The organism is Chromobacterium alticapitis (genome assembly GCF_002924365.1).
GTDB lineage: Bacteria > Pseudomonadota > Gammaproteobacteria > Burkholderiales > Chromobacteriaceae > Chromobacterium > Chromobacterium alticapitis.
In genome coordinates, this window is sequence record NZ_PQWB01000017.1 from 216,030 (window position 1) to 237,291 (window position 21,262).

Below are 21,262 nucleotides of genomic sequence, written 5' to 3' on the forward strand. Positions count from 1 at the left end.
ACGGATTTTGAACGAGTTGTGCGGTTGGTTTTATTTAGACATTTTGTCTGATTTTGGTGGCTCCTGATAAGCTCCCTGTTTCCAGCGCCGTTTCAATTCATCCATTATGGAGGCGCAAAGGTGAGCGTTCCCTCAACTTCCAGCGGTTTGAAGCGCGAGCTGAAAAACCGGCATATTCAGTTGATCGCATTGGGCGGCGCCATCGGCACCGGCCTGTTCCTCGGCTCGGCCAGCGTGCTCAAATCCGCAGGCCCATCGATGATTCTCGGCTACGCGATCGCCGGCTTCGTCATCTTCCTGATCATGCGCCAGCTTGGCGAAATGCTGACCGAGGAGCCGGTGGCCGGTTCGCTCAGCCATTTCGCCGGCCGCTATTGGGGCAGGTTCCCGGCCTTCCTCGCAGGCTGGAACTATTGGGCGTTGTATGTGCTGGCCGGCATGGCGGAGCTGACCGCCGCCGGCGAATATGTCCGCTACTGGTGGCCGGAGGTGCCCACCTGGCTGACCGCGCTGGTGTGTTTCACGGCGATCACCGGGGTCAATCTGGCTAGCGTCAAATACTATGGCGAGACCGAGTTCTGGTTCGCGCTGATCAAGGTGGGCGCGGTGATCTCGATGATCGTGTTCGGCGCTTACCTGCTGCTGTCCGGCGCCGGCGGTCCGCAGGCCTCGGTCGGCAATTTGTGGAACGACGGCGGCTTCTTCCCGCACGGTTTCGGCGGACTGTTGATGTCGATGGCGGTCATCATGTTCTCTTTCGGCGGCCTGGAGCTGATAGGCATGGCCGCGGCGGAAACCCGCGATCCGCAGAAGACCATTCCGCGGGCGGTCAATCAGGTGATCTACCGCGTGCTGATCTTTTACATCGGCTCGCTGGCGGTGCTGCTGTCGCTGTATCCGTGGAGCAAGGTAGCCGCCGGCGGCAGCCCCTTCGTGATGATCTTCGATCAGATCGGCGTAGGCTTCGCCGCGCACGCGCTGAACTTCGTGGTGCTGACGGCGGCGTTGTCGGTGTACAACGGCGGCGTCTATGCCACCAGCCGCATGCTGTTCAGCATGGCGGAACAGGGCAACGCGCCGCGCGGCATGGGCAAGGTGGACAAGCGCGGCGTGCCGGTGAACGCCACCCTGGCTTCGGCGCTGGCTACCTTCGTCGGCGTGATCGTCAACTATCTGCTGCCCAGCGGCGCGCTGGCCCTCTTGATGTCGCTGGTGGTGACGGCGCTGGTGATCAACTGGGTGCTGATCAGCCTGACCCATCTGAAATTCCGTCGCGCCCGCGCGGGTCGCCGCTCGCTGTTTCCCGCGCTGTGGCATCCGTTCGCCAACTGGCTGTGCCTGGCCTTCATGGCGTCGATACTCGGCGTGATGTTGCTCACACCCGGCATCGCGGTATCGGTGTACGTGTTGCCGTTATGGCTGGGTCTGCTGTGGTTGGGTTATCAGCTGAAGAAGCCGGAGACGGACGAGACGCGGCTGGCGAGCGAAAACGCCTGACCGTGATGAAGCGCAGACCAAAGACCGCCGGTGGGCGGTCTTTGGTTTTGCGGGCTAGGCCAGCCAGAGCAGCGCGCCGTAGACGGCGAAGCTGATTACGATGGCCAGCAGCGTCTTGCCGTTTTTCCAGGCGATGGCGATGGCGACCGCGGTGCCGACCAGATAGGCGTTGTGCCAGGACAGATCGATGCGCCCGGCCGGGGCTAGCGCCATCGGCGCCACCAGCGCGGACAGCACAGCTGCCGGCACGTAATGCAGCGCGCGATTGAGCCAGGCCGGGAAGGCCAAGCGCTGGCCGAAGATCAAGAAGCTCGCGCGCACGGACAGTGTGGCGAGCAGCATGCCGGCGATCAGCGCGCCGTGTCGCCATCCAATCATGGCCGGCTCCTTTTTTGCAGGGTTTCCGCCAACATGCCGGCGGCTACGCCGGCCAGCGCGGCCAGCATCAAATCCAGCTTGTACGGCAGTCCGCGCGCGGCGAGCGCGATGATGGCGGCCGTCGCGGCGGCCGCCAGGGTTGGCCGCTTTTTCAGCTGCGGGGCGACGATGGCGGCAAAGGTGGCCACCATGGCGAAATCCAGGCCCAGTTGCGCCAGGCCGGGCACTGAGCGGCCCAGGGCTATGCCGATCAGCGTCCACAGCTGCCAGTTGCCGTACATGGCGATCGAGGAGCCCAACCAGTACCACTGGCCGCCGGCGGCCTCGCCCTGACGGAAGCGGTGCTCCACCACGGCGAAGGTTTCGTCGGTCAGCCAGAACGATAGCGGCCAGCGCCAGGCTGCCGGCCAAGTCCGCGCATACGGCAGCAGGGTGGCGCTGTACAAGGCATGGCGCAGATTGACGACGAAGGTGGTCAGCCAGATCACCGGCAGCGCCGCGCCGGCCGAGATCAAGCTGACGGCGATGAATTGCGAGGAGCCTGCGAAGACTAGCAGCGACATGGCGGCGGCGATGGCCGGCGGCAAGCCGGCGGCGACAGCCAGGGTGCCGAAGATCACGCCGAACGGCGCGGCGCCCACCATCATGGGAATGGTGTCGCGCGCGCCGTCCAGCAGCCAGCGGCGGCGGTGGGGGGGATGGGGCATGGTTAGGCGTCCTGAGTCGCGGCGCAGCCGGACATCGGCTCGCCGTCATCGATGATGGAACGGCGCGGCGGTCTTGTCTTGAACGATTTTGCAGCGCGGCTCAGCGCGCGCCCATCGCTTTTTGGTAGGCGGCCGGCGTGACGCCCAGCGCCAGTTGGAAGGCGCGGGTCAAGTGAGGCTGGTCGGCGAAGCCCAATTCCAGTGCCACCGCGCCGGGCGCGAGGCCGGAGGCTAGCAGGCGGCGCGCGCGCGCCACGCGCAGCTGATTGCGCCAGGCGACCGGCGGCAGGCCGGTCAGTTGCTTGAACTGGCGGCACAGCTGCCAGGGCGACAGGCCGACCGCCTGAGCCAGTTGCTGCAGCGACAGCGCGGTTGCAGGGTCGTCGGCCAACATCTGCCGCGCCCTTTCCACCGCGCTGGGCGCGGCGGCTTGCTCCCGTGGGCGCAGGCTCATGTGGCGGATCAGCACGTCGCCGAAGACCGAAGCCAGCATGGTTTCGCGCAGCAGCGGATCGGCCTGGCCGCGCAGCAGCCGGTGCAGTTGGTCCAGCCGCTGGCCCAGCGCCGGGTCGAGGACGACGGTGTCGTGGAAATAGGGCCGGGCATGCGTATCTCCGCTTAGATCTGCCGCCAGCGCGTGGATCATTTCGGCGGAGGGATAGAAGCCGCGGTAGGCCCAGCCGTTTTCGTGGTCGGTTTCGCCGGTGTGCACTTCGCCGGGATTGATCAGCACCAGCGCGCCGACGCCGGCGCGGTGCTGGCCGCCGCGGTGGCGGTAAGCCTGCGCGCCCAGGGTCAGCGTGTTGACGACGTATTCTTCGTGGAAGTGAGGCGGAAACACCCGCTCCGCGTAATGGGCATCCAGGCATTCCAGCCGGCCGAGATCGTCGGCGCGGAACAGGTCAGAGCGTTCGGCGGAGGGGGCGGGCATGGAGCGGATAGTCGATGACGATCCGTTCATTGTGGCAGAAGGCCGCCGTTTGCGCGCGGCGGCGGACCGCTCAGGAGCCGGCCATGAAGGTGCGGATGCCGGAGCCGACGAATTGCACGCCGATGCAGATCAGCAGGAAGCCCATCAGGCGCGTCATCACCTCGCGGCCGCCGCGACCTAGCCGCTCCGAAATCAGCAAGGATGACTTCAGCGTCAGCCACATGCCGGCGCAGGTCAGACCGATGGCGGCGAAGGTCATGGCGAAGGCCAGCGCTTTGGCCGGCAGCGTGGACAGTTCGGCGATCTCGGTGGAGATGCCTATCACCACCGCTATGGTGCCGGGGCCGCTGATGCCTGGCATGGCCAGCGGGAAAAAAGCGTAGTCTTCGCGTTCGCCGGCCTGCCTGGGCGCCTGGCCCGGATCCTGCGACAGGAACAGCATGCGGTAGCCCAGCATCGCCACCACAAAGCCGCCGGCGATGCGCAGCGCGCCGTAGGAAATGCCGAAGGCCGCCATGATCAAGTTGCCGGCAAGCAAGCTCACCACCATGATGGCGGCGGCGAACACGCAAGCGCGCCTGGCCTGGGAATTGCGGCGGACATCGCTCATTTCGCGCGTCAGCGTGATGAACAGCGGGATCTTGGACAGCGGGTTGGTGATGGTGATCAGGCTGAGCAGACCGCCAAACAGGAATTGCAGCGACAACGTTTTAAGCATGATGCGGGGCCGATGGAGTAGCCAGCAGATTGTAGAGGGTTCCGCGAAGGCCGGATAGCGTCCGCCAGCGCTTTAAAACGCTGGCATGCCAAGCTGTGGCGTCCGCGGCGGCTGCGACATTTTGCCGCGGGCTCAAGAAGGCGGCGCGTGCTACAGTGCCAGGCCCAATTCCCACTCGCCGGAGTCCGCTATGAAACGTTTTGCCGCCGCCCTGCTGGGGCTGTGTCTGTCCGGCCTGGCCGCCGCCCATTCCTTCCAGCTTGGCTCCATTCATATCGGCCACCCCTGGAGCCGCGCGATGCCCGCCAGCGCGCCCACCGGCAGCGTCTATCTGTCGCTGGAGAACCAGGGCAAGGCCGGCGATAAATTATTGTCCGCCAGCACGCCGCGCGCCGACAGCGCCGAGTTGCATACCCACGTCAACGACAACGGCGTGATGCGCATGCGCAAGGTGGAGGGCGGCGTGGAGTTGGCGCCGGGCAAGACGGTCAAGTTCATGCCGGGCAGCTACCACGTGATGCTGATGGGCCTGAAACAGCCCTTGAAGGCCGGCGAGCATTTTCCGCTGACGCTGAAGTTCGAGCAGGCGGGCAGCGTGACGGTGGAGGTCTTGGTGCAGGACGGCGCCGCAGCGGCCGAACACAGCCACTGAGCATGGCGGCGGGCGGTGGTTCTCCGCCGCAGCGATGTTGAGACGAAAGGCTTGCCGGATAGCGGCAAGCCTTTGTTTTATATGTCGGCAAAATATCGTTGCGTCGAAGTTACATATTGCTTTGCAGCATTGAATTATAAGTCCGGACCGCGCTTTACAGGCCGTGGGCGACTGGGCACACTCAGTCTGGCAACGAGCTGTGAACAAGACACTATGCCTGGCCGCCGGCTCCCTAACTGGTTTGCGCCAAGTCTGCCAATACAAAAGAGAATGATGGAGGAGCGGGCGCCATGCGCCCGGATACAAAAAAGACTTGGGAGCCGGCGCCACCTTTTCTGCGTTATGCTGTGGTTTTATCCCTTCCGCTTGTTCCCATGTCCGAATCCGCCGTCCCCGCCGCGCGTCCCCGCGTCGTCATCCATTATTGCACCGGCTGCCGCTGGCTGCTGCGCGCCGGTTGGCTGGCGCAGGAGCTGTTGACCACCTTTGAAAAAGAACTGTCCGAAGTGGCGTTGCGTCCCGGCAGCGGCGGCGTATTCCGCGTGGAAGTCGATGGCGAGCCGCTATGGGATCGCAAGCTGGACGACGGTTTTCCGGAATTGAAACTTCTCAAGCAGCGGCTGCGCGACCGCATCGCGCCGGACAAGCCGCTGGGCCATAGCGACCGTCCCTGAGCCGCGATGAACGCCGTCCAGCGCAAAATCATCCATGTCGATTGCGATTGCTTCTATGCGGCGATCGAGATGCGCGACGATTCTAGCCTGCGCGGCGTGCCGCTGGCGGTGGGCGGCAGGCCGGAAACGCGAGGGGTGGTCGCCACCTGCAATTACGTCGCCCGCCGTTTCGGCGTGCATTCGGCGATGTCATCGGCGCGCGCGCTGCGGCTGTGCCCGGAGCTGGTGATCCTGCCGCCGGACATGGCGCGCTACCGCCTGGCCAGCCAGCAAATCATGGCCATCTATCAGCGCTACACCGAAGTGATAGAGCCGCTGTCGCTGGACGAGGCCTACCTCGACGTCACGGGCCAGCCGCACGAGCAGGGCAGCGCCACGCTGATGGCGGAGGCGATACGGCGGCAAATCCGGGAGGAGGTGGGCATCACGGCCTCGGCTGGCATCGCGCCGAATAAATTCCTGGCCAAGGTCGCCAGCGACTGGAACAAGCCGGACGGCCAGTTTCTGGTGCGGCCGCGCGACGTGGACGCCTTCGTCGCCGCGCTGCCGGTGGAGAAGGTGCACGGCGTCGGCAAGGTGACGGCGGAACGGCTGCACCGGCTGGGCATACGAAGCTGCGGCGATTTGCGGCGCTGGACCGCAGCCGACTTATTCCGCCACTTTGGCCGCTTCGGCGAGCAATTGCTGGCGATGGCGCATGGCGTGGACGAGCGGCCGGTGTCCGCCGATCGCAGCCGCAAGACGATCAGCGTGGAAGAGACCTATGCTCAAGACCTGCCCGATCTGCAAGCCTGCTTATCCAAGCTGCCGGAGCTGGCGGAGCGGCTGCAGGCGCGGCTAGCGCGCAACGGCAATCCCGAGTTCAAGGGTTTGTCGGTCAAGCTGAAGTTCGATGATTTCAGCCAGACCACGGTGGAGCAGCCGGGGCAGGCGTTGGGGATGGCGGCCTTCGGCCAGTTGCTGCGCACCGGCTTCGCCCGCGGCGCGCGGCCGGTGCGCCTGTTGGGCGTGGGCGTTAAGCTGGCGGACGAGCATGATCTGCCGCGCCAGCTGCGGCTGTTTGGCCGCGATGGCCGGCCGCTGCCGGATAGCGAGCCGCCGGTTCTCAGTTGCGGCTGAGCTGGCCGCCGGCCTGGCCGGCGAAGTCGCCGGCGTAAACCTCCAGCCAGGCGCCGGGGCGCAGGTAGCGGCGCAAGGCCGCGTTCACCTGTTCCACGCTGGTTTGCCGCAGGCGGGCCTCCCGCTCGGCGACGAAGGCCATGTCGCGCCCCGCCTCCAGCTGCCGGCTCAATTGCCGGCTGAGCACATCGTCCTGGGCGCGGGCCAGTTGCGCGTCCTGCAGCAAGGCGCGCTTGGCCGCGGCCAGTTCGCGCGCGCTGACGCCATCGCGGCTCAGACGCTCCAATTCCGCTTCCAACCGAGTCTGCAGCCGGGTGCGGTCGCGCGGCGGGTAGGCGGCATACAGCTGCCAAATCACGGGGTTTTGTCCATCATCGGCGCGCAGCGCGCTTTGGAACGGTCTGGGTTGGCTCGCGCCGCCCAGGATGCGGTTGGCCAGCAGCAGGGCTGGATAGTCGGCCGAGCTGTCGCGCAAGGGAAGCGGCAGCGCCGCCAGATAGACTGCCTTGGCCGGGGCGGCGATTTGCAGCATTTGCCGCTCAGCGGGCCGGAGCGGCGGTTTTTCATCAAGGGAGCGATATGGCGCCGCGCTGTTCCAGTCTCCATATTGCCGGCTCAACTGCGCGCGCGTGGCGGCGGCGTCGAAATCCCCCACCAGGGCCAGGCTGGCGTGGTCGGCGCCGTAGAAGCGGCGGTGGAAGTTTTTGAGCTGCTCCAGCGTGATGGCGCGCAGCGCGGCCAGTTCCTCATCCGGGGAGGGCGGGCGGCGCACATCGCCAGTGGGGTAGTCGTTGAGCCGCCGCGCCAGCGTCAGCGCGGCCTGCGCGTGAGGGTCATGGCGGGCGTTTTCGATTTCTTGCTGGCGGGCGCGTATCAGGCGGTCGAACTCGTCTTGTGGAAAAGCGGGGCGGCGCAGTTGCTCGGCGATCAGGTCGAGCAGGGCGGGCAAGGCGTCGCGCTGGCTGATGAAGCCGATGCGGACTTCCTGGCCGTTGCCGCTGATTTGCAGCGAGGTCTGCGACAGCTCCTGCCTGTGGGCGAGCGCGGAGCGGTTCAGCATGGCCGCGGTGAGACGGCTGGCCAGCCCTTGTCCGGCCAATTGCTCCGCGTCGCCGAAAGCGAGGCGGAAGTGTCCGCTGACGACGTGGCCACGCGTCTGCTTGGGCAGCAGGGCCAGCCGGGCGCCGTTGGCCAGGGTGAGCCGTTCGGTGCGGCGGTCAATATTGGCGGGGCTGGGGTCGAAGCGCTCGCCTGGGGCGGCCGCGCCGGACGGGGCGCGAACACTGGGGCTTGGCGCGGCGAGGCTGGGCTGAGCGGTGCCCAGCGCCCACAGCAGCAGGCCCAAAAGGGGAATGCGCATGGTCTTCTCCGCGGCGGTTCGGGCGGCGGCCGCAAGTTCTATCGGATCAATTGCGGCGGATAAGATGCCGCGGATCGGTAATGATAGAAGATTGGGCGAAAAATTCCATGCACCTAAATGTCATTGACTGATGGTTGAATCTATGCCTCACGAGCGCCGCAGGTTGCTGATGCCCATCAGCATGCCCATGCCGATGAATAGCGTCACGGTGGCGGTGCCGCCATAGGACATGAAGGGCAGCGGCACGCCTACCACTGGCAGAATGCCGGACACCATGCCCATATTGACGAAGGCGTAGACGAAGAAGGACATGGTGATGGAGGCGGCCATCAGCCGGCCGTACAGCGTTTGGGCGCTGGCAGTGATCATCATCGCCCGGCTCAGGATCAGCAGATACAGCACCAGCAACACCACATTGCCGGCCAGGCCGAACTCCTCGGAATAGACGGCGAAGATGAAGTCCGTCGTCCTTTCTGGAATGTAATCGAGGTGGGTCTGGGTGCCGTGCAGCCAGCCCTTGCCCCAGGGGCCGCCGGAGCCAATGGCTATCATGGACTGGATGATGTGGTAGCCGGTGCCCAGCGGATCGGTGGTGGGGTCGATCAGCGTCAGCACGCGCTTGCGCTGGTAGTCGTGCAAGTGATTCCAGACCAAGGGCATGCTGGCGCCGGCCAGCACGATGCCGCCGAGGATCACCTTCCACGGCAGGCCGGCGAAGAACAGCACGAAGAAGCCCGCAGCCGTGATCAGCAGCGCGGTGCCGAGATCGGGCTGCTTCAGCACCAGGCCCACCGGCACCAGCATCAGCGCGGCGGCTACCAGGTAGTGCCACCAGCGCAGCGACAGCTCGTTCTTCTGGAAGAACCAGGCCAGCATCATGGGCAGCGCGATCTTCAGGATTTCCGAGGGCTGGATGCGGGTGACGCCCAGGCTCAGCCAGCGGGTGGAGCCGTTGACGGTGATGCCCTTGAAATGCACGGCCACCAGCAGCAGCACGCCCAGCGCGTAGATGGGCGGCGCGAAGTTCATCACGCTCTGCGGCCGCATCCGCGCGATCAGCCACATCACGCTCAGCGCCATGGCGGTGTAGATCAGCTTGTTGTCTATCTTGTCCAGCGACTGGTTGTTGGCGGAGTACAGCAGCACCATGCTGACGGCGAACAACAGGCCGAGAAACAGCATCAGCCAGCCGTCCAGCGGTTCCTTGATCTGTTGCCAGATGCGGTTAATCAGCGGGGTTTTCACTGGCGTCTCCGTTTTCCTGCGGCACGGTCTTCAGCAGGCCGTCCATGTCCTTGGGCACCTTGCCCAGCAGGTAGAAGTCGAACAGGCCGCGCGCCACCGGCGCGGCGGCGGCGGCGCCGAAGCCGGCGTTCTCCACGATGACGGCCACCGCGATCCTGGGCTTCTCCACCGGCGCGAAGGCGATGAACCAGCTGTGGTCGCGGTATTGTTCGGCCAGCGCCGCGGCGTTGTACTTGGCGCCCTGCTTGATCGCCACCACCTGCGCGGTGCCGGTTTTGCCGGCCATCGAATACTGCAGGCCGATGCCGATGCGGGCGCCGGTGCCGGAAATCATCACGCCGCGCATGCCTTCCTTGATGTAGTCGAAGTATTCCTGCGGATAGGGCAGCTGCTTGACCGGCTTGGGTTCGATCAACCGCGTCTGGCCGCTCTTGGTGTCGATGATCTGCTGCACCAGGTGCGGTTTGAAGGCTAGGCCGTTGTTGGCCATGATGGCGGTGGCGTTGGCCATTTGCAGCGGCGTGTAGGCGTTGTAGCCCTGGCCGATGCCGACGGGCACCGCCTCGGACGGATACCAGCGGCGGACCTCGGGCTTGGAGCGGGCGAAGCGTTTTTCCTTCCACTCCTTGGACGGCAGCACGCCGCTGGCCTCGCCGTCCAGATCTATGCCGGTTTTGCTGCCGAGGCCGAAGGTGCCGACCACTGGATGGATCTTGTCTATGCCCATGTCCCAGGCCAGCTTGTAGAAGAAGGTGTCGCTGGATACGGTGATGGCGCGCTGCAGATTGACCATGCCGTTGCCGCTCTTCTTGCTGTCGCGGAACTGGTGGCTGGAGCCGGGCAGCGTGAAGTAGCCCGGCGCCGGCCGGATGTCGCGCATGCCTATGCTGTGGGTGACCAGGGCCGCCATGGACATGAACGGTTTGAAAGTGGAGCCGGGCGGGTAGGTGCCGCGCAGCGCGCGGTTGATCAGCGGCTTTTGCCAGTCGCTGTTCAGGGCGCCCCAGGTCTGGCTGTCGATGCCGTCGATGAACAGGCTGGGGTCGAAGCCGGGCTTGGACAGGAAGGCCAGCACGCCGCCGGTGCTGGGCTCTATCGCCACCAGCGCGCCGCGGCGGTTGCCGAACAGCTTGTCCGCCATTTCCTGCAGCCGGATGTCCAGCGCCAGTTTCAGGGTGTCGCCGTTGACTGGCGGGGTGCGGCGCAGCGTGCGCACGGCGCGGCCGCCGGAGTCGGTTTCCACCTCTTCGAAGCCCACCTGGCCGTGCAGCTCATCCTCGTACACCGACTCCAGGCCGGTCTTGCCGATATAGTTGCTGCCCTTGTAATTGGTGGTCTTGTCCTCTTCGTCCAGCCGTTCCTTGTCCCGCTGGCTGATGCGGCCGATGTAGCCCAGCACGTGGCTGGTCATCTCCTTGTACGGGTAATCGCGGAACAACCTGGCCTTGACCTCGACGCCGGGCAGCTCGTAGCCATGAGCGGCGACGCGGGCGGCCTCCTCGTCGGACAGCTTCACTTTCAGCGGAATGGCTTCGAAATTCTTGCTCTCGCCTTGCAGCTTCTTGAACAGTTTTTCGTCGCGCGGGCTGACGTCGGCCAGTGTTTTCAGCTTGGCGATGGTGGCGTCGAGATCCGCGATCTTGCTCGGCGTCAGCTCCAGCGTATAGGCGGAATAATTGCGCGCCAGCACGATGCCGTTGCGGTCCACGATCAGGCCGCGGTTGGGCAGGGTGGGAACCAGCGAGATGCGGTTGTTCTGGGCCAAGGTGGAGAAATGGTCGTGCTGCAGCACTTGCAGCCAGACGAAGCGGGACAGCAGCAGCAGGAACATCAGCACGATCAGCGCGTAGGCGATGATCAGCCGCAGTTCGAACTGTTCCTCGTCGTTCTGCGGGGTCTTGAGGCGGGTGGGGCGGCGCATGGATCAGGCGGGGCTCAGGCCGAATGGTTGCGGTAGGGGATCAGCATCAGCTTGGTCAGCAATGGCCACAGCAGCGCGCCGATCAAGGGCGGCAGGAAATAGCTCCAGCCGACGAAGGCGGAGCCGGTCAGCATGCGCACCACCACCATGATGAACTGGTTGGTCAGCATCAGGCCCAGCACCACCAGCGCCTGCTGGCCCAGGTTGAACATCACCAGCTGGCGCTGGCGGCTCAGGGCGAGGAAGGCGGTGATGGAGTAGGCCAGCGCGTGCTGGCCGAACAGGCCGGCGGTGGACACGTCGGCGACGATGCCCATCAGGAAAGCCACGCCGATATTGACGCGGCGCGGCTGGTTGATCACCCAGTACAGGATCAACAGGCCGATGAAGTCCGGCAGCCAGCGCGTGCTGCCGTGGGGCAGCGGCACCAGCTCGATCAGCACGGCGATCACGAAAGTCAGGAAAATGAAGCGGCGCTTGACCGGCTTGAGCAGTTCCTTGGGTCGGTCCAACGACATCGGGGCTTACTCCTCGTCGGCGGTCTTCTTGCCGCCCTTGGTCTTCTTGTCAGGGAGCGGCGGCGGTTCGGCCGGCCGCGCCGGGGTTTGTTTGGCCTGCAGGGCCAGCACGTAGCGGGTTTGCTGCACGCCTGCCAGCGGCAGGGCGGCGATGCGGGCGAAAGTGGCGCCGGTATTGTGTTCCACGCGGGTCACCGTGGCCACTGGAATGCCTTCCGGATAGACGCCGTCCAGACCGGAGGTTACCACCTTGTCGCCTTCCTTGACGTCCGAGTTCTGCGGCAGGTAACGCAGCTCCACGCCGCCGCCATAACCATACAGAATGGCGCGCTCGCTGGTGCGCTCCAGCATGACAGGCACCATCTGGTTCTTGTCTATGATCAGCGTCACCTCGGCGGTCAGCGGCTGCACGCGCGTCACCTGGCCCAGAAGACCGCGAGCGTCCACTACCGGTTGGCCAGGCAGCAGCTTGGCGTCGGCGCCCTTGTCGATGATGATCTTGTACGAGAACGGGTCGCGGCCGGTGTACAGCGTTTCCGCGATCTGCGCCGCGTCGTCGCGCTGGGCGTGGATGGCGTTCAACTGGCGCAGCTCGTTCAGCTCGCGCTCCAGCGACTGCAGCCGGCTCAGTTGGGCCGACATCTGCAGCTGGCGCGCGCGCAGCTCGGTGTTTTCCTGCTTCAGCTCGGTTTGCGAGGTCAGGTAGTCGCCGACGTGGCGCATGGCCTGGGCCGGCAGATTGACCGCGCGTTGCACCGGGTACAGCGCCAGCGATAGGCCTTCGCGGGTCTGTTCCATCAGGGCGTAGCGGCTGTCGCCTATCAGCAGCGCGAGGGAGGCGAGAACGCTCATCGCCAGGCGCGCGGCCGGGGGCGGCCCGGAGCGGAAAAAGCTGGGGGTGTTGGCGAAATCCATGGGCACAGGTCGCCGCGCCTTGACGGCGCGGCGTTCGCTCGCTTAATCGGTGTATTTGCTGGAAGTTTAGGGCACGTTGGTGAAAATGGTGCCGATCTTGTCCATTTTCTCGAGCGCCTTGCCGGAACCGCGCACCACGCAGGTCAGCGGCTCTTCGGCCACGAACACCGGCAGGCCGGTTTCTTCGGCCAGCAGGCGGTCGATGTCCTTCAGCAGCGCGCCGCCGCCGGTCAGCACCATGCCTTTTTCGGCGATGTCGGCGCCCAGTTCCGGCGGGGTTTGCTCCAGCGCGATCTTCACCGCGGACACGATCTGGTTCAGGGGCTCGGTCAGCGCTTCCAGGATTTCATTGGAGGACACGGTGAAGGCGCGCGGAATGCCTTCGGCCAGGTTGCGGCCCTTGACTTCCATTTCGCGCACTTCGGCGCCGGGGAAGGCGGAGCCTATGGTCTTCTTGATTTCCTCGGCGGTGGTTTCGCCGATCAGCATGCCGTAGTTGCGGCGGATGTAGTTGATGATGGATTCGTCGAACTTGTCGCCGCCCACGCGCACGCTATTGCTGTACACCACGCCGCCCAGCGAGATCACGCCCACTTCCGTGGTGCCGCCGCCGATGTCCACCACCATGGAGCCGGTGGGCTCCTCCACCGGCAGGCCGGCGCCGATCGCGGCGGCCATCGGCTCTTCGATCAGCTCGACGCGGCGCGCGCCGGCGGCCAGGGCGGAGTCGCGGATCGCCTTGCGTTCCACCTGGGTGGAGCCGCAGGGCACGCAGATCACGATGCGCGGGCTGGCGGCGAAGAAGCGGTTCGGGTTCACCTTCTTGATGAACTGCTTCAGCATTTGCTCGGTCACGGTGAAGTCGGCGATCACGCCGTCCTTCATCGGGCGGATGGCCTGGATGCTGCCCGGGGTGCGGCCCAGCATGCGCTTGGCTTCCAGGCCCACGGCCAGGATGGATTTCTTGTTGGTGGGCACGTCGCTGTGAATGGCGACGACCGAAGGCTCGTCCAGCACGATGCCCTTGCTGCGCATGTAAATCAGGGTGTTGGCGGTGCCAAGGTCGATGGCGAGGTCGTTGGAAAAGTATCCGGTCAGCGAACGAAACATTGGGCGGTCCTGGTCAGTTTTCGTCAGTGGCGGACGCCAGCGGCGTCCGGGTAAATCCAGTTCATCTGTTGTCGGCCCATGCTTCAGCCCCCTTGGCGTGACATGAAACCACTGCGTCGGCTTCGTCCGTCGGGCGCCATGCGCGCCCGTCTCGGCTGGCCATCGCGGTGCTTGTCCGGACGTTCCGGGCGGCGGAAGCAGGCCTGCGCTTGCAGCGCCCCGGCGCGTGGCTCCCGATGGCGGAAAATGCCCTCGAGATGCGTCGTGGCGCTATGTCGATCTTGGGAGAATCAAACGGGGTATGATACCCTATAAAGCTTGAAATATTAAAGGTTTTAACGAGGACGCCATGTCGCTGACGCACCAGGATGTCGCACGGATCGCCAAGCTTGCCCGCATCGAGGTGAGCGAGGCGGAAATCGCCGCCACGGCGGACAAGCTCAACAATATTTTCGGCCTGATCGAGAAGATGCAGGAAGTGAATACCGACGGCATCGAGCCTATGGCCCATCCGCAGGACGTGTCCTTGCGCCTGCGCGACGACGTCGTGACCGAAACCAATCAGCGCGAGCGCTTTCAGGCGGTCGCCCCGCAAGTGGAAAAAGGCTTGTTCCTCGTTCCCAAAGTGATCGAGTAAGCCTGTGAGCCGTCTCGGCGCCAATGGTTCCCGCGCCGGGCCAGACTATCCGGATAGCAAGATTTTGAACGAAATGACACAAGCCACTCTCAAGCAATTGTCGCAACAGCTGGCGGCCAAGCAGGTTTCCAGCGTGGAACTGGCCGGCCAGTACCTGGAGCGCATCGAGGCGCTGAACCCGCAATTGAACGCGCTGATCAGCGTGGACCGCGAAAAGACGCTGGCCGAGGCGCAGGCGGCCGACGCGCGCCTCGCCGCCGGCTCCGCCCATGCGCTGACCGGCGTGCCGCTGGTGCACAAGGACCTTTTCTGCCAGCAGGGCTGGAAGACCAGCTGCGGCTCCAAGATGCTGGACAACTTCGTCTCGCCGTACAGCGCCCACGTGGTGGAGCAATGCGCCGCCGCCGGCATGGTGACGCTGGGCCGCGCCAATATGGACGAGTTCGCCATGGGTTCGTCCAATGAAAACTCGTTCTACGGCGCGGTGAAGAACCCGTGGGACCTGAACGCCATTCCGGGCGGCAGCTCCGGCGGCTCCGCCGCCGCCGTGGCCGCGCGCCTGGCGCCGGCCGCCACCGCCACCGACACCGGCGGCTCCATCCGCCAGCCGGCCAGCCATTGCGGCGTCACCGGCATCAAGCCGACCTACGGCGCGGTGTCGCGTTACGGCATGGTGGCTTTCGCCTCCTCGCTGGACCAGGGCGGTCCGATTGCCCAGACGGCGGAAGACTGCGCGCTGATGCTGAACGTGATGGCCGGCTTCGACGAACGCGACTCCACCAGCCTGGAACGCGCCAAGGAAGACTACACGCGCGATCTGAACCAGTCCTTGGCTGGGCTGAAGGTTGGCCTGCCCAGGGAGTACTTCGCCGCCGGCCTGGATGGCGACGTGGCGCGCGCCGTGGACAACGCGGTGGCCGAACTGAAGAAGCTGGGCGCCGAGGCGGTGGAAATCAGCCTGCCCAACACCGAGCTGTCGATCCCGGCTTATTACGTGATTGCGCCGGCCGAGGCCTCCACCAACCTGTCGCGCTACGACGGCGTCCGTTACGGCCACCGCGCCAAGGAATACAAGGACCTGGTGGAGATGTACGAAAAGACCCGCGCCGAAGGCTTCGGCGACGAGGTCAAGCGCCGCATCCTGGTGGGCAGCTATGTGCTGAGCCACGGCTATTACGACGCCTACTACATCAAGGCGCAGAAAATCCGCCGCCTGATCGCCAATGATTTCAAGTCCGCCTTCCAGCAGTGCGACGTGATCCTGGGGCCGGTGGCGCCGACCGCGGCCTTCGACCTGGGCCAGCTGTCGTCCGACCCGGTGCAGATGTATCTGTCCGACATCTATACCTTGTCGGTCAACTTGGCCGGACTGCCCGGCATGAGCGTGCCGGCCGGCTTCGCCGCCAATGGCCGCCCTATCGGCCTGCAGATCATCGGCGACTACTTCGACGAAGCGAAGATGCTGAACGTGGCGCACCAGTTCCAGCAGGCGACTGACTGGCACAGCCGCGCCCCAGATCTGGAAGTTGCAACAGCGCAGGATGTTGCGCCGAAAAAGAGAAGAACAATTTAGATCCAAGAAATTTGTATCTCTTGGCTGAGTGAAAAATTAAAGGATTTTCCGACCATGAAATGGGAAGTCGTAATCGGTATCGAGGTGCATGTGCAGCTCAATACCGCCTCCAAGATTTTCTCCGGCTCCAGCACCGCCTTCGGCGCGGAGCCGAACACCCAGGCTTCCGCGGTGGAGCTGGCGCTGCCCGGCGTGCTGCCGGTGCTGAACCGCGCGGTGGTGGACAAGGCGATCCGCCTGGGTCTGGCGCTGGACGCCAGGATCAACCAGAAGAACGTGTTTGCGCGCAAGAACTACTTCTATCCTGATCTCCCCAAGGGCTATCAGATCAGCCAGATGGACCTGCCCATCGTCGAGCACGGCAAGCTGAAAATTCTGGTCGGCGATCAGGAAAAGGTCATCGGCGTGACGCGCGCTCATATGGAAGAAGACGCCGGCAAGAGCCTGCACGAAGACTTCCACGGCCTGTCCGGCATCGACCTGAACCGCGCCGGCACGCCGCTCTTGGAAGTGGTGTCCGAGCCGGACATGCGCTCGGTGGACGAGGCGCTGGCTTATGTTAAAGCGTTATACGCGCTGGTGACCTGGCTGGGCATCTGCGACGGCAATATGCAGGAAGGCAGCTTCCGCATGGACGTCAACGTTTCGGTGCGTCCGGAGGGGCAGAAGGCATTCGGCACCCGCCGCGAGATCAAGAACCTGAACTCCTTCCGTTTCCTGGAGCAGGCCGCCAAATACGAAATCCAGTGGCAGATCGATACGCTGGAAGACGGCGGCAGAGTGCAGCAGGCCACCGTGCTGTTCGACCCGGATACCGGCGAGACCCGCATGATGCGCAGCAAGGAAGACGCGCACGACTATCGCTACTTCCCGGATCCGGATCTGTTGCCGGTGCGCATCTCCGACGAGCAGATCGCCCGCATCCAGGGCGAGATGCCGGAGCTGCCGGCCGCGATGCAGGGCCGCTTCGTGGAAAGCTACGGCGTGTCCGCCTACGACGCGGCGCTGCTGACCGGTAGCCTCGCCCAGGCGCAGTTCTTCGAGGCGGTCGCCAAGGCCTCTGGCCAGGGCAAGTTGGCCGCGAACTGGATCAACGGCGAAATCGCCGCTCGCCTGAACCGCGACGGCAAGGAAATCGCCGATTGCCCGATCTCGGCCGAGCGCCTATCCGGGCTGATCGCGCGCATCGCCGACAATACCCTGTCCAGCAAGCTGGCCAAGCAGGTGTTCGAGGCCTTGTGGGACAGCGAGTTGTCCGCAGATGACATCATCGAGCGCGACGGCCTGAAGCAGGTGTCCGACGTCGGCGCCATCGAGAAGATGGTGGAGGAAGCCATCGCCGCCAACCCCAAGGCGGTGGAAGAATTCCGCGCCGGCAAGGAAAAGGCGCTGAACGCGCTGGCCGGCCAGGTGATGAAGGCGTCCAAGGGCAAGGCCAATCCCGCCCAGGTGCAGGACATCCTGCGTCAAAAACTGAGCTAAGCGCTTTGCTTGAAGCGACATGGCGGCTGTTTAAGCCGCCATGTTGTTTTTTAAACACAAAGACGAAATTGCCGGGTTTATATTGTTTCTTTTCTTGAAGATACTGCCGCGCCAAATACTTCCGCTCGTGACTGTTTCCATTCTGTTGCATCTCTTTATTTTCACAATCTTCACGTCCCACTTTTACAGGTGTTTTTAAGTCCCTGATTTGTTTCGGATTCCATTTTTATCCCCCTCCGTAAGTCATTGTCGCAAAAGGCGAATTAGGGAAACCCGATGTTGACCGTGGGGCGGTTCTTTCTTATAGTGGCGAAAAGTGGGGTAAAGTGGGTGAAAGTGGGGCAAGTGCCCCTCGGAGCGACGGCTCCGTTTTCTTTGGTCAGCGGATTCTTCAAATCATGATTGGTGGCGTCAGCATCTTGTCTCTCGATAGCAAGGGGCGTTTGGCTATTCCGGCCAGACACCGCGAGACGCTGCTGTCCGCTTTCGGCCATAAGCTCATCGTTACCCTCGAATCCCAAGACCACCTGCTGTTGTATCCCGAACCCAATTGGCGTCCGGTCGAGGCCCGTCTGCTGGCCCTTCCCACCGGCAATCCCACCCTGAAACGCTATCAACGACTGGTGCTCGGCCATGCCGAGACCCTGGAGATGGACGCCGCTGGCCGGATCTTGCTGCCGGCCCGCCTGCGCGAACTGACCGCGCTGGACAAGGACGTTGCCCTGGTAGGCATGGGCAACCGTTTTGAATTGTGGAATGCCGAGGAATGGGACAGCCAGACCGCCGACGCGCTGGCCATAGACCAGGCCGATCTGGCGCAACACCTTGGAGATTTCACGCTGTGAGCACCCCCGATTTCGTGCACCGCACGGTACTGTTGACCGAAGCGGTCGACGCGCTGGCCATCCGCGACGATGGCGTGTACGTCGACTGCACCTTCGGTCGCGGAGGCCACAGCCGCCTGATCCTGTCGAAGCTCGGCCCGAACGGCCGGCTTATCGCCTTCGACAAAGACCCGCAGGCCATCGCCGTCGCCGATCAACTGGCGGCGGACGATGCCCGCTTCAACATTGTCCACAACGGTTTCGAAACGCTGTCGGCCGAACTCGCCCGTCTGGGCGTGTCCCGCGTCGACGGCGTGCTGATGGATCTGGGCGTGTCCTCGCCGCAGATCGATGACGCCAGCCGCGGCTTTAGCTTTCGTTTCGACGCGCCGCTGGACATGCGCATGGACACCACTCGCGGCATGACCGCCGCCGAGTGGTTGGCAACGGCCGACGAGGCCGATATCAAAGAGGTCATCAAGACTTATGGTGAAGAGCGGTTTGCTCGCAAGATCGCAGCAGCCATTGTTGCGCAACGGGAAGAAAGCCCCATCACGACCACCCGCGAGCTCGCTGTGCTCGTTGGGCAAAACGTCCGTACTCGGGAACCGGGTCAAGACCCGGCTACGCGTACCTTCCAGGCGATCCGGATCTTTGTGAACCGGGAGCTGGACGAGCTGAAGTCCGTGCTGCCGCAGGCCGCGCGGCTCTTGAGCGAGGGCGGGCGCCTGGCGGTGATCAGCTTCCATTCGCTGGAGGATCGCATCGTCAAGCAATACCTGCGCGACGTCAGCAGCGAGGAAAAGCTGCCGCAATGGGCCATGGTGCGGGCTCAGGACATGGCCAAGCCGCCGATCGCCCTGGCGGGCAAGGCCATCCGCGCCGGCGAAGCGGAAGTGCGTGAAAATCCGCGCGCCCGCAGCGCCATCATGCGCGTGGCCGAGCGCACGGCCGCGCCGTGGCGGGAGATCGACGCATGAACAAGCTCAATGCCGTGCTGCTGGCGATGTCCGTGTTCTCCGCCTGGTCGGTAGTCACGTCCACCCACGTCTCGCGCCAGCTGTACAGCGACTTGCAGAAAGAAACCAAGTCCGCGCAGCAGCTTGATGTGGAGTTCGGCCAATTGCAGCTCGAGCAGAGCACCTGGGGCGCGCACGCGGTGATAGAGAAGGCCGCGTCCACTCGCCTGGGCATGCACACGCCTGATCCGCGCCAGATCCAGGTCATTTCCTCCAGGAGCGCCATCTGATGCGCGCCGGCTCCAGCTACAGCGTCCGCCAAAGACCGGCGTCGGCCAGCCCCGCGCTGCGGATGACCGCCACCCGCGTGCGTTGCGTGCTGCTGATGCTGGCGCTGCTGTTCCTGGCGCTGATCGGCCGCGCGATGTATCTGCAATTGGCGCAGCAGGATTTTCTGCAAGGCCAGGGCGAGGCGCGCTTCCGCCGCGCGATGACGCTGGAGGCCAACCGCGGCGTAATCACAGACCGCAACGGCGAACCGCTGGCGATCAGCTCGCCGGTGCAGACCATCTGGGCCAGCCCGGCCGACATGGATCCGGTGCCGCCGGCCAAGCTGCGCGAGCTGGCCGGCTTGCTGGAGCTGTCGCCGGAGGAGCTGTCGGCCAAGCTGTCCGACCGCAAGAAGGAGTTCGTTTATATCAAGCGCCAGATCAGCCCCGAGCTGGCGGACAAGGTGATGGCGCTGGGCGTGCCTGGCATCGCCAAGCAGCAGGAGTACCGCCGCTTTTACCCGACTGGCGAGATCATGGCCCACATCATCGGTTTCACCGGGGTGGACGGCAAAGGCCAGGAAGGCGTGGAGCTGGCGCGCGAAAAAATGCTGGCCGGCCATGACGGCCGCCGCGTGGTGTTGAAGGACAGGCGCGGCCACATCATAGAAGACATCGCCGCCATCGAGCCGCCGCGCGACGGCCAGAAGCTGCCGCTGGCGGTGGATCAGCGCATACAGTACCTGGCCTTCCGCGAGATCAAGAACGCGGTGGAGGAGAACAAGGCCAAGGCGGGCAGCGTGGTGGTGCTGGACGCCCACACCGGCGAGCTGCTGGCGCTGGCCAACTACCCCTCGTTCAATCCGAACAACCGGGTGGGGGTGACGCCGGAAATGATGCGCAACCGCGGCGTGATCGACTTGTTCGAGCCGGGCTCCACCATGAAGCCGCTGTCCATCTCGCTGGCGCTGGAGCATGGCAAGGCCAGCCTGAAGACGGTGCTGGACACCCACAGCTACATGATAGGTCCGGCGGTGATCCGCGACGTGTCGCCGCAAGCCAGCCTGGACATTCTGGGCATCATCCAGAAGTCGTCCAACGTCGGCACCAGCAGACTGGCGCTGATGAACAGTCCTGAGGATTTCTGGCAGCACTACGACGCGCTGGGCTTCGGCCGCGCCCCCAATACAGGCTTCCCGGGCGAGGCCAGCGGCCGTTTGCGCGACTGGCACAAGTGGCGGCCGATCGAACAGGCCACCATGTCCTTCGGCTACGGCGTGTCGGTTAGCCTGATCCAGATGGCGCGCGCCTACACCATTTTCGCCAACGACGGCGTGATGCTGCCGATCTCGCTGTACAAGACCAGCAGCCCCATGCCGGGCAAGCGGGTGATCGACGTCAAGACCGCGCACGAGATGCGCGATTTATTGATCGCCAACAGCCAGCCCGGCGGCGGCGCCGTCAACGGCCGCATCATCGGCTACAGCATAGGCGCCAAGAGCGGCACCGCGCGCAAGCTGGAGGGCCGCAGCTATGTGGCCAACAAGCACCGCGCGCTATTCATGGGCTTCGCGCCCGGCCATGCGCCCAAGGTGATCGTGGCGGTGATGATAGACGAGCCGTCGGCGGGCAAATACTACGGCGGCGCGGTGTCCGCGCCGGTGTTCGCCAATGTGGCCGGCGGCGCGCTGCGCGTATTGAACGTGCCGCCTGACGAGCCATCCAACAACACTTTATTGCCGGAATCGACCCCGGTTCCGGCGGATTTTTAAG

The 21,262-nt window shown here is 64.5% G+C and carries 21 protein-coding genes; 11 read left to right on the plus strand and 10 right to left on the minus strand.

The window, feature by feature from the left end:
* Positions 1 to 120 precede the first annotated feature (120 nt).
* Entirely contained in the window at positions 121 to 1,497 is a 1,377-nt protein-coding gene (locus tag C2I19_RS04855) for an amino acid permease (RefSeq protein WP_103901584.1), read from the plus strand.
* Between the two features lie 54 nt (positions 1,498 to 1,551).
* Here the strand turns inward: C2I19_RS04855 and C2I19_RS04860 are convergent, their stop codons facing one another.
* The 4 genes from C2I19_RS04860 to C2I19_RS04875 all read right to left on the minus strand — a co-directional run bounded on the left by C2I19_RS04860 (position 1,552) and on the right by C2I19_RS04875 (position 4,231).
* Complete coding sequence (locus tag C2I19_RS04860) at positions 1,552 to 1,875, minus strand: AzlD domain-containing protein (protein ID WP_103901585.1); 324 nt, start codon at positions 1,873 to 1,875, stop codon at positions 1,552 to 1,554.
* On the minus strand, positions 1,872 to 2,582 hold the full coding sequence (locus C2I19_RS04865; RefSeq protein ID WP_103901586.1) for an AzlC family ABC transporter permease: 711 nt from the start codon (positions 2,580 to 2,582) through the stop codon (positions 1,872 to 1,874). The genes C2I19_RS04860 and C2I19_RS04865 overlap by 4 nt, the downstream gene beginning before the upstream one ends.
* 100 nt (positions 2,583 to 2,682) lie before the next feature.
* Positions 2,683 to 3,513 carry a helix-turn-helix domain-containing protein gene (locus C2I19_RS04870; RefSeq protein WP_103901587.1) on the minus strand — a complete coding sequence of 277 codons (831 nt, stop codon included), beginning with the start codon at positions 3,511 to 3,513 and terminating at the stop codon, positions 2,683 to 2,685.
* Positions 3,514 to 3,583: 70 nt separating this feature from the next.
* On the minus strand, positions 3,584 to 4,231 hold the full coding sequence (locus C2I19_RS04875) for a MarC family NAAT transporter (protein ID WP_103901588.1): 648 nt from the start codon (positions 4,229 to 4,231) through the stop codon (positions 3,584 to 3,586).
* A 190-nt stretch (positions 4,232 to 4,421) separates the two neighbouring features.
* Here C2I19_RS04875 and C2I19_RS04880 point away from each other — a divergent pair, with 190 nt between their 5' ends.
* From C2I19_RS04880 to dinB, 3 genes are all read left to right on the plus strand, one after another.
* Positions 4,422 to 4,883, plus strand: coding sequence for a copper chaperone PCu(A)C (locus C2I19_RS04880; RefSeq protein ID WP_103901589.1), 462 nt, complete (start codon positions 4,422 to 4,424; stop codon positions 4,881 to 4,883).
* A gap of 374 nt (positions 4,884 to 5,257) precedes the next feature.
* Positions 5,258 to 5,557 carry an Rdx family protein gene (locus C2I19_RS04885; protein WP_103901590.1) on the plus strand — a complete coding sequence of 100 codons (300 nt, stop codon included), beginning with the start codon at positions 5,258 to 5,260 and terminating at the stop codon, positions 5,555 to 5,557.
* Between the two features lie 6 nt (positions 5,558 to 5,563).
* Positions 5,564 to 6,676: a DNA polymerase IV gene (gene dinB / locus C2I19_RS04890; protein WP_103901591.1), complete on the plus strand. Its 1,113-nt coding sequence runs from the start codon at positions 5,564 to 5,566 to the stop codon at positions 6,674 to 6,676.
* Here dinB and C2I19_RS04895 read toward each other — a convergent pair.
* The 6 genes from C2I19_RS04895 to C2I19_RS04920 all read right to left on the minus strand — a co-directional run bounded on the left by C2I19_RS04895 (position 6,663) and on the right by C2I19_RS04920 (position 13,745).
* On the minus strand, positions 6,663 to 8,036 hold the full coding sequence (locus tag C2I19_RS04895; RefSeq protein WP_103901592.1) for a M16 family metallopeptidase: 1,374 nt from the start codon (positions 8,034 to 8,036) through the stop codon (positions 6,663 to 6,665). The genes dinB and C2I19_RS04895 overlap by 14 nt on opposite strands.
* A 147-nt stretch (positions 8,037 to 8,183) precedes the next feature.
* Positions 8,184 to 9,281 (minus strand): rod shape-determining protein RodA, encoded by a 1,098-nt coding sequence (rodA, locus tag C2I19_RS04900; protein ID WP_103901593.1) that lies wholly within the window; start codon positions 9,279 to 9,281, stop codon positions 8,184 to 8,186.
* Positions 9,262 to 11,202: a penicillin-binding protein 2 gene (mrdA, locus tag C2I19_RS04905; RefSeq protein ID WP_103901594.1), complete on the minus strand. Its 1,941-nt coding sequence runs from the start codon at positions 11,200 to 11,202 to the stop codon at positions 9,262 to 9,264. The genes rodA and mrdA overlap by 20 nt, the downstream gene beginning before the upstream one ends.
* A gap of 14 nt (positions 11,203 to 11,216) precedes the next feature.
* Complete coding sequence (mreD, locus tag C2I19_RS04910; protein WP_103901595.1) at positions 11,217 to 11,720, minus strand: rod shape-determining protein MreD; 504 nt, start codon at positions 11,718 to 11,720, stop codon at positions 11,217 to 11,219.
* 6 nt (positions 11,721 to 11,726) lie between these two features.
* Entirely contained in the window at positions 11,727 to 12,635 is a 909-nt protein-coding gene (mreC, locus tag C2I19_RS04915) for a rod shape-determining protein MreC (protein ID WP_103901596.1), read from the minus strand.
* 66 nt (positions 12,636 to 12,701) lie between these two features.
* Positions 12,702 to 13,745 (minus strand): rod shape-determining protein, encoded by a 1,044-nt coding sequence (locus tag C2I19_RS04920; protein ID WP_103901597.1) that lies wholly within the window; start codon positions 13,743 to 13,745, stop codon positions 12,702 to 12,704.
* 349 nt (positions 13,746 to 14,094) lie between these two features.
* Here C2I19_RS04920 and gatC point away from each other — a divergent pair, with 349 nt between their 5' ends.
* From gatC to C2I19_RS04955, 7 genes are all read left to right on the plus strand, one after another.
* On the plus strand, positions 14,095 to 14,382 hold the full coding sequence (gatC, locus tag C2I19_RS04925; RefSeq protein ID WP_103901598.1) for an Asp-tRNA(Asn)/Glu-tRNA(Gln) amidotransferase subunit GatC: 288 nt from the start codon (positions 14,095 to 14,097) through the stop codon (positions 14,380 to 14,382).
* A gap of 73 nt (positions 14,383 to 14,455) precedes the next feature.
* Positions 14,456 to 15,955 (plus strand): Asp-tRNA(Asn)/Glu-tRNA(Gln) amidotransferase subunit GatA, encoded by a 1,500-nt coding sequence (gene gatA / locus C2I19_RS04930; RefSeq protein WP_103901762.1) that lies wholly within the window; start codon positions 14,456 to 14,458, stop codon positions 15,953 to 15,955.
* Between the two features lie 54 nt (positions 15,956 to 16,009).
* The gene (gene gatB, locus C2I19_RS04935; protein WP_103901599.1) at positions 16,010 to 17,437 is read left to right on the plus strand and encodes an Asp-tRNA(Asn)/Glu-tRNA(Gln) amidotransferase subunit GatB; all 1,428 of its coding nucleotides are present in this window, start codon (positions 16,010 to 16,012) and stop codon (positions 17,435 to 17,437) included.
* Positions 17,438 to 17,835: 398 nt separating this feature from the next.
* Entirely contained in the window at positions 17,836 to 18,282 is a 447-nt protein-coding gene (gene mraZ, locus C2I19_RS04940) for a division/cell wall cluster transcriptional repressor MraZ (RefSeq protein ID WP_103901600.1), read from the plus strand.
* Positions 18,279 to 19,241, plus strand: a complete 963-nt coding sequence (gene rsmH / locus C2I19_RS04945; protein ID WP_103901601.1) for a 16S rRNA (cytosine(1402)-N(4))-methyltransferase RsmH — start codon at positions 18,279 to 18,281, stop codon at positions 19,239 to 19,241. The genes mraZ and rsmH overlap by 4 nt, the downstream gene beginning before the upstream one ends.
* Positions 19,238 to 19,510: a cell division protein FtsL gene (gene ftsL, locus C2I19_RS04950; RefSeq protein ID WP_103901602.1), complete on the plus strand. Its 273-nt coding sequence runs from the start codon at positions 19,238 to 19,240 to the stop codon at positions 19,508 to 19,510. Before rsmH ends, ftsL begins: the two co-directional genes overlap by 4 nt.
* A complete protein-coding gene (locus tag C2I19_RS04955) occupies positions 19,510 to 21,261 on the plus strand; it encodes a peptidoglycan D,D-transpeptidase FtsI family protein (protein WP_103901603.1) in 1,752 nt (583 codons plus the stop codon). Before ftsL ends, C2I19_RS04955 begins: the two co-directional genes overlap by 1 nt.
* Position 21,262 lies beyond the last annotated feature (1 nt).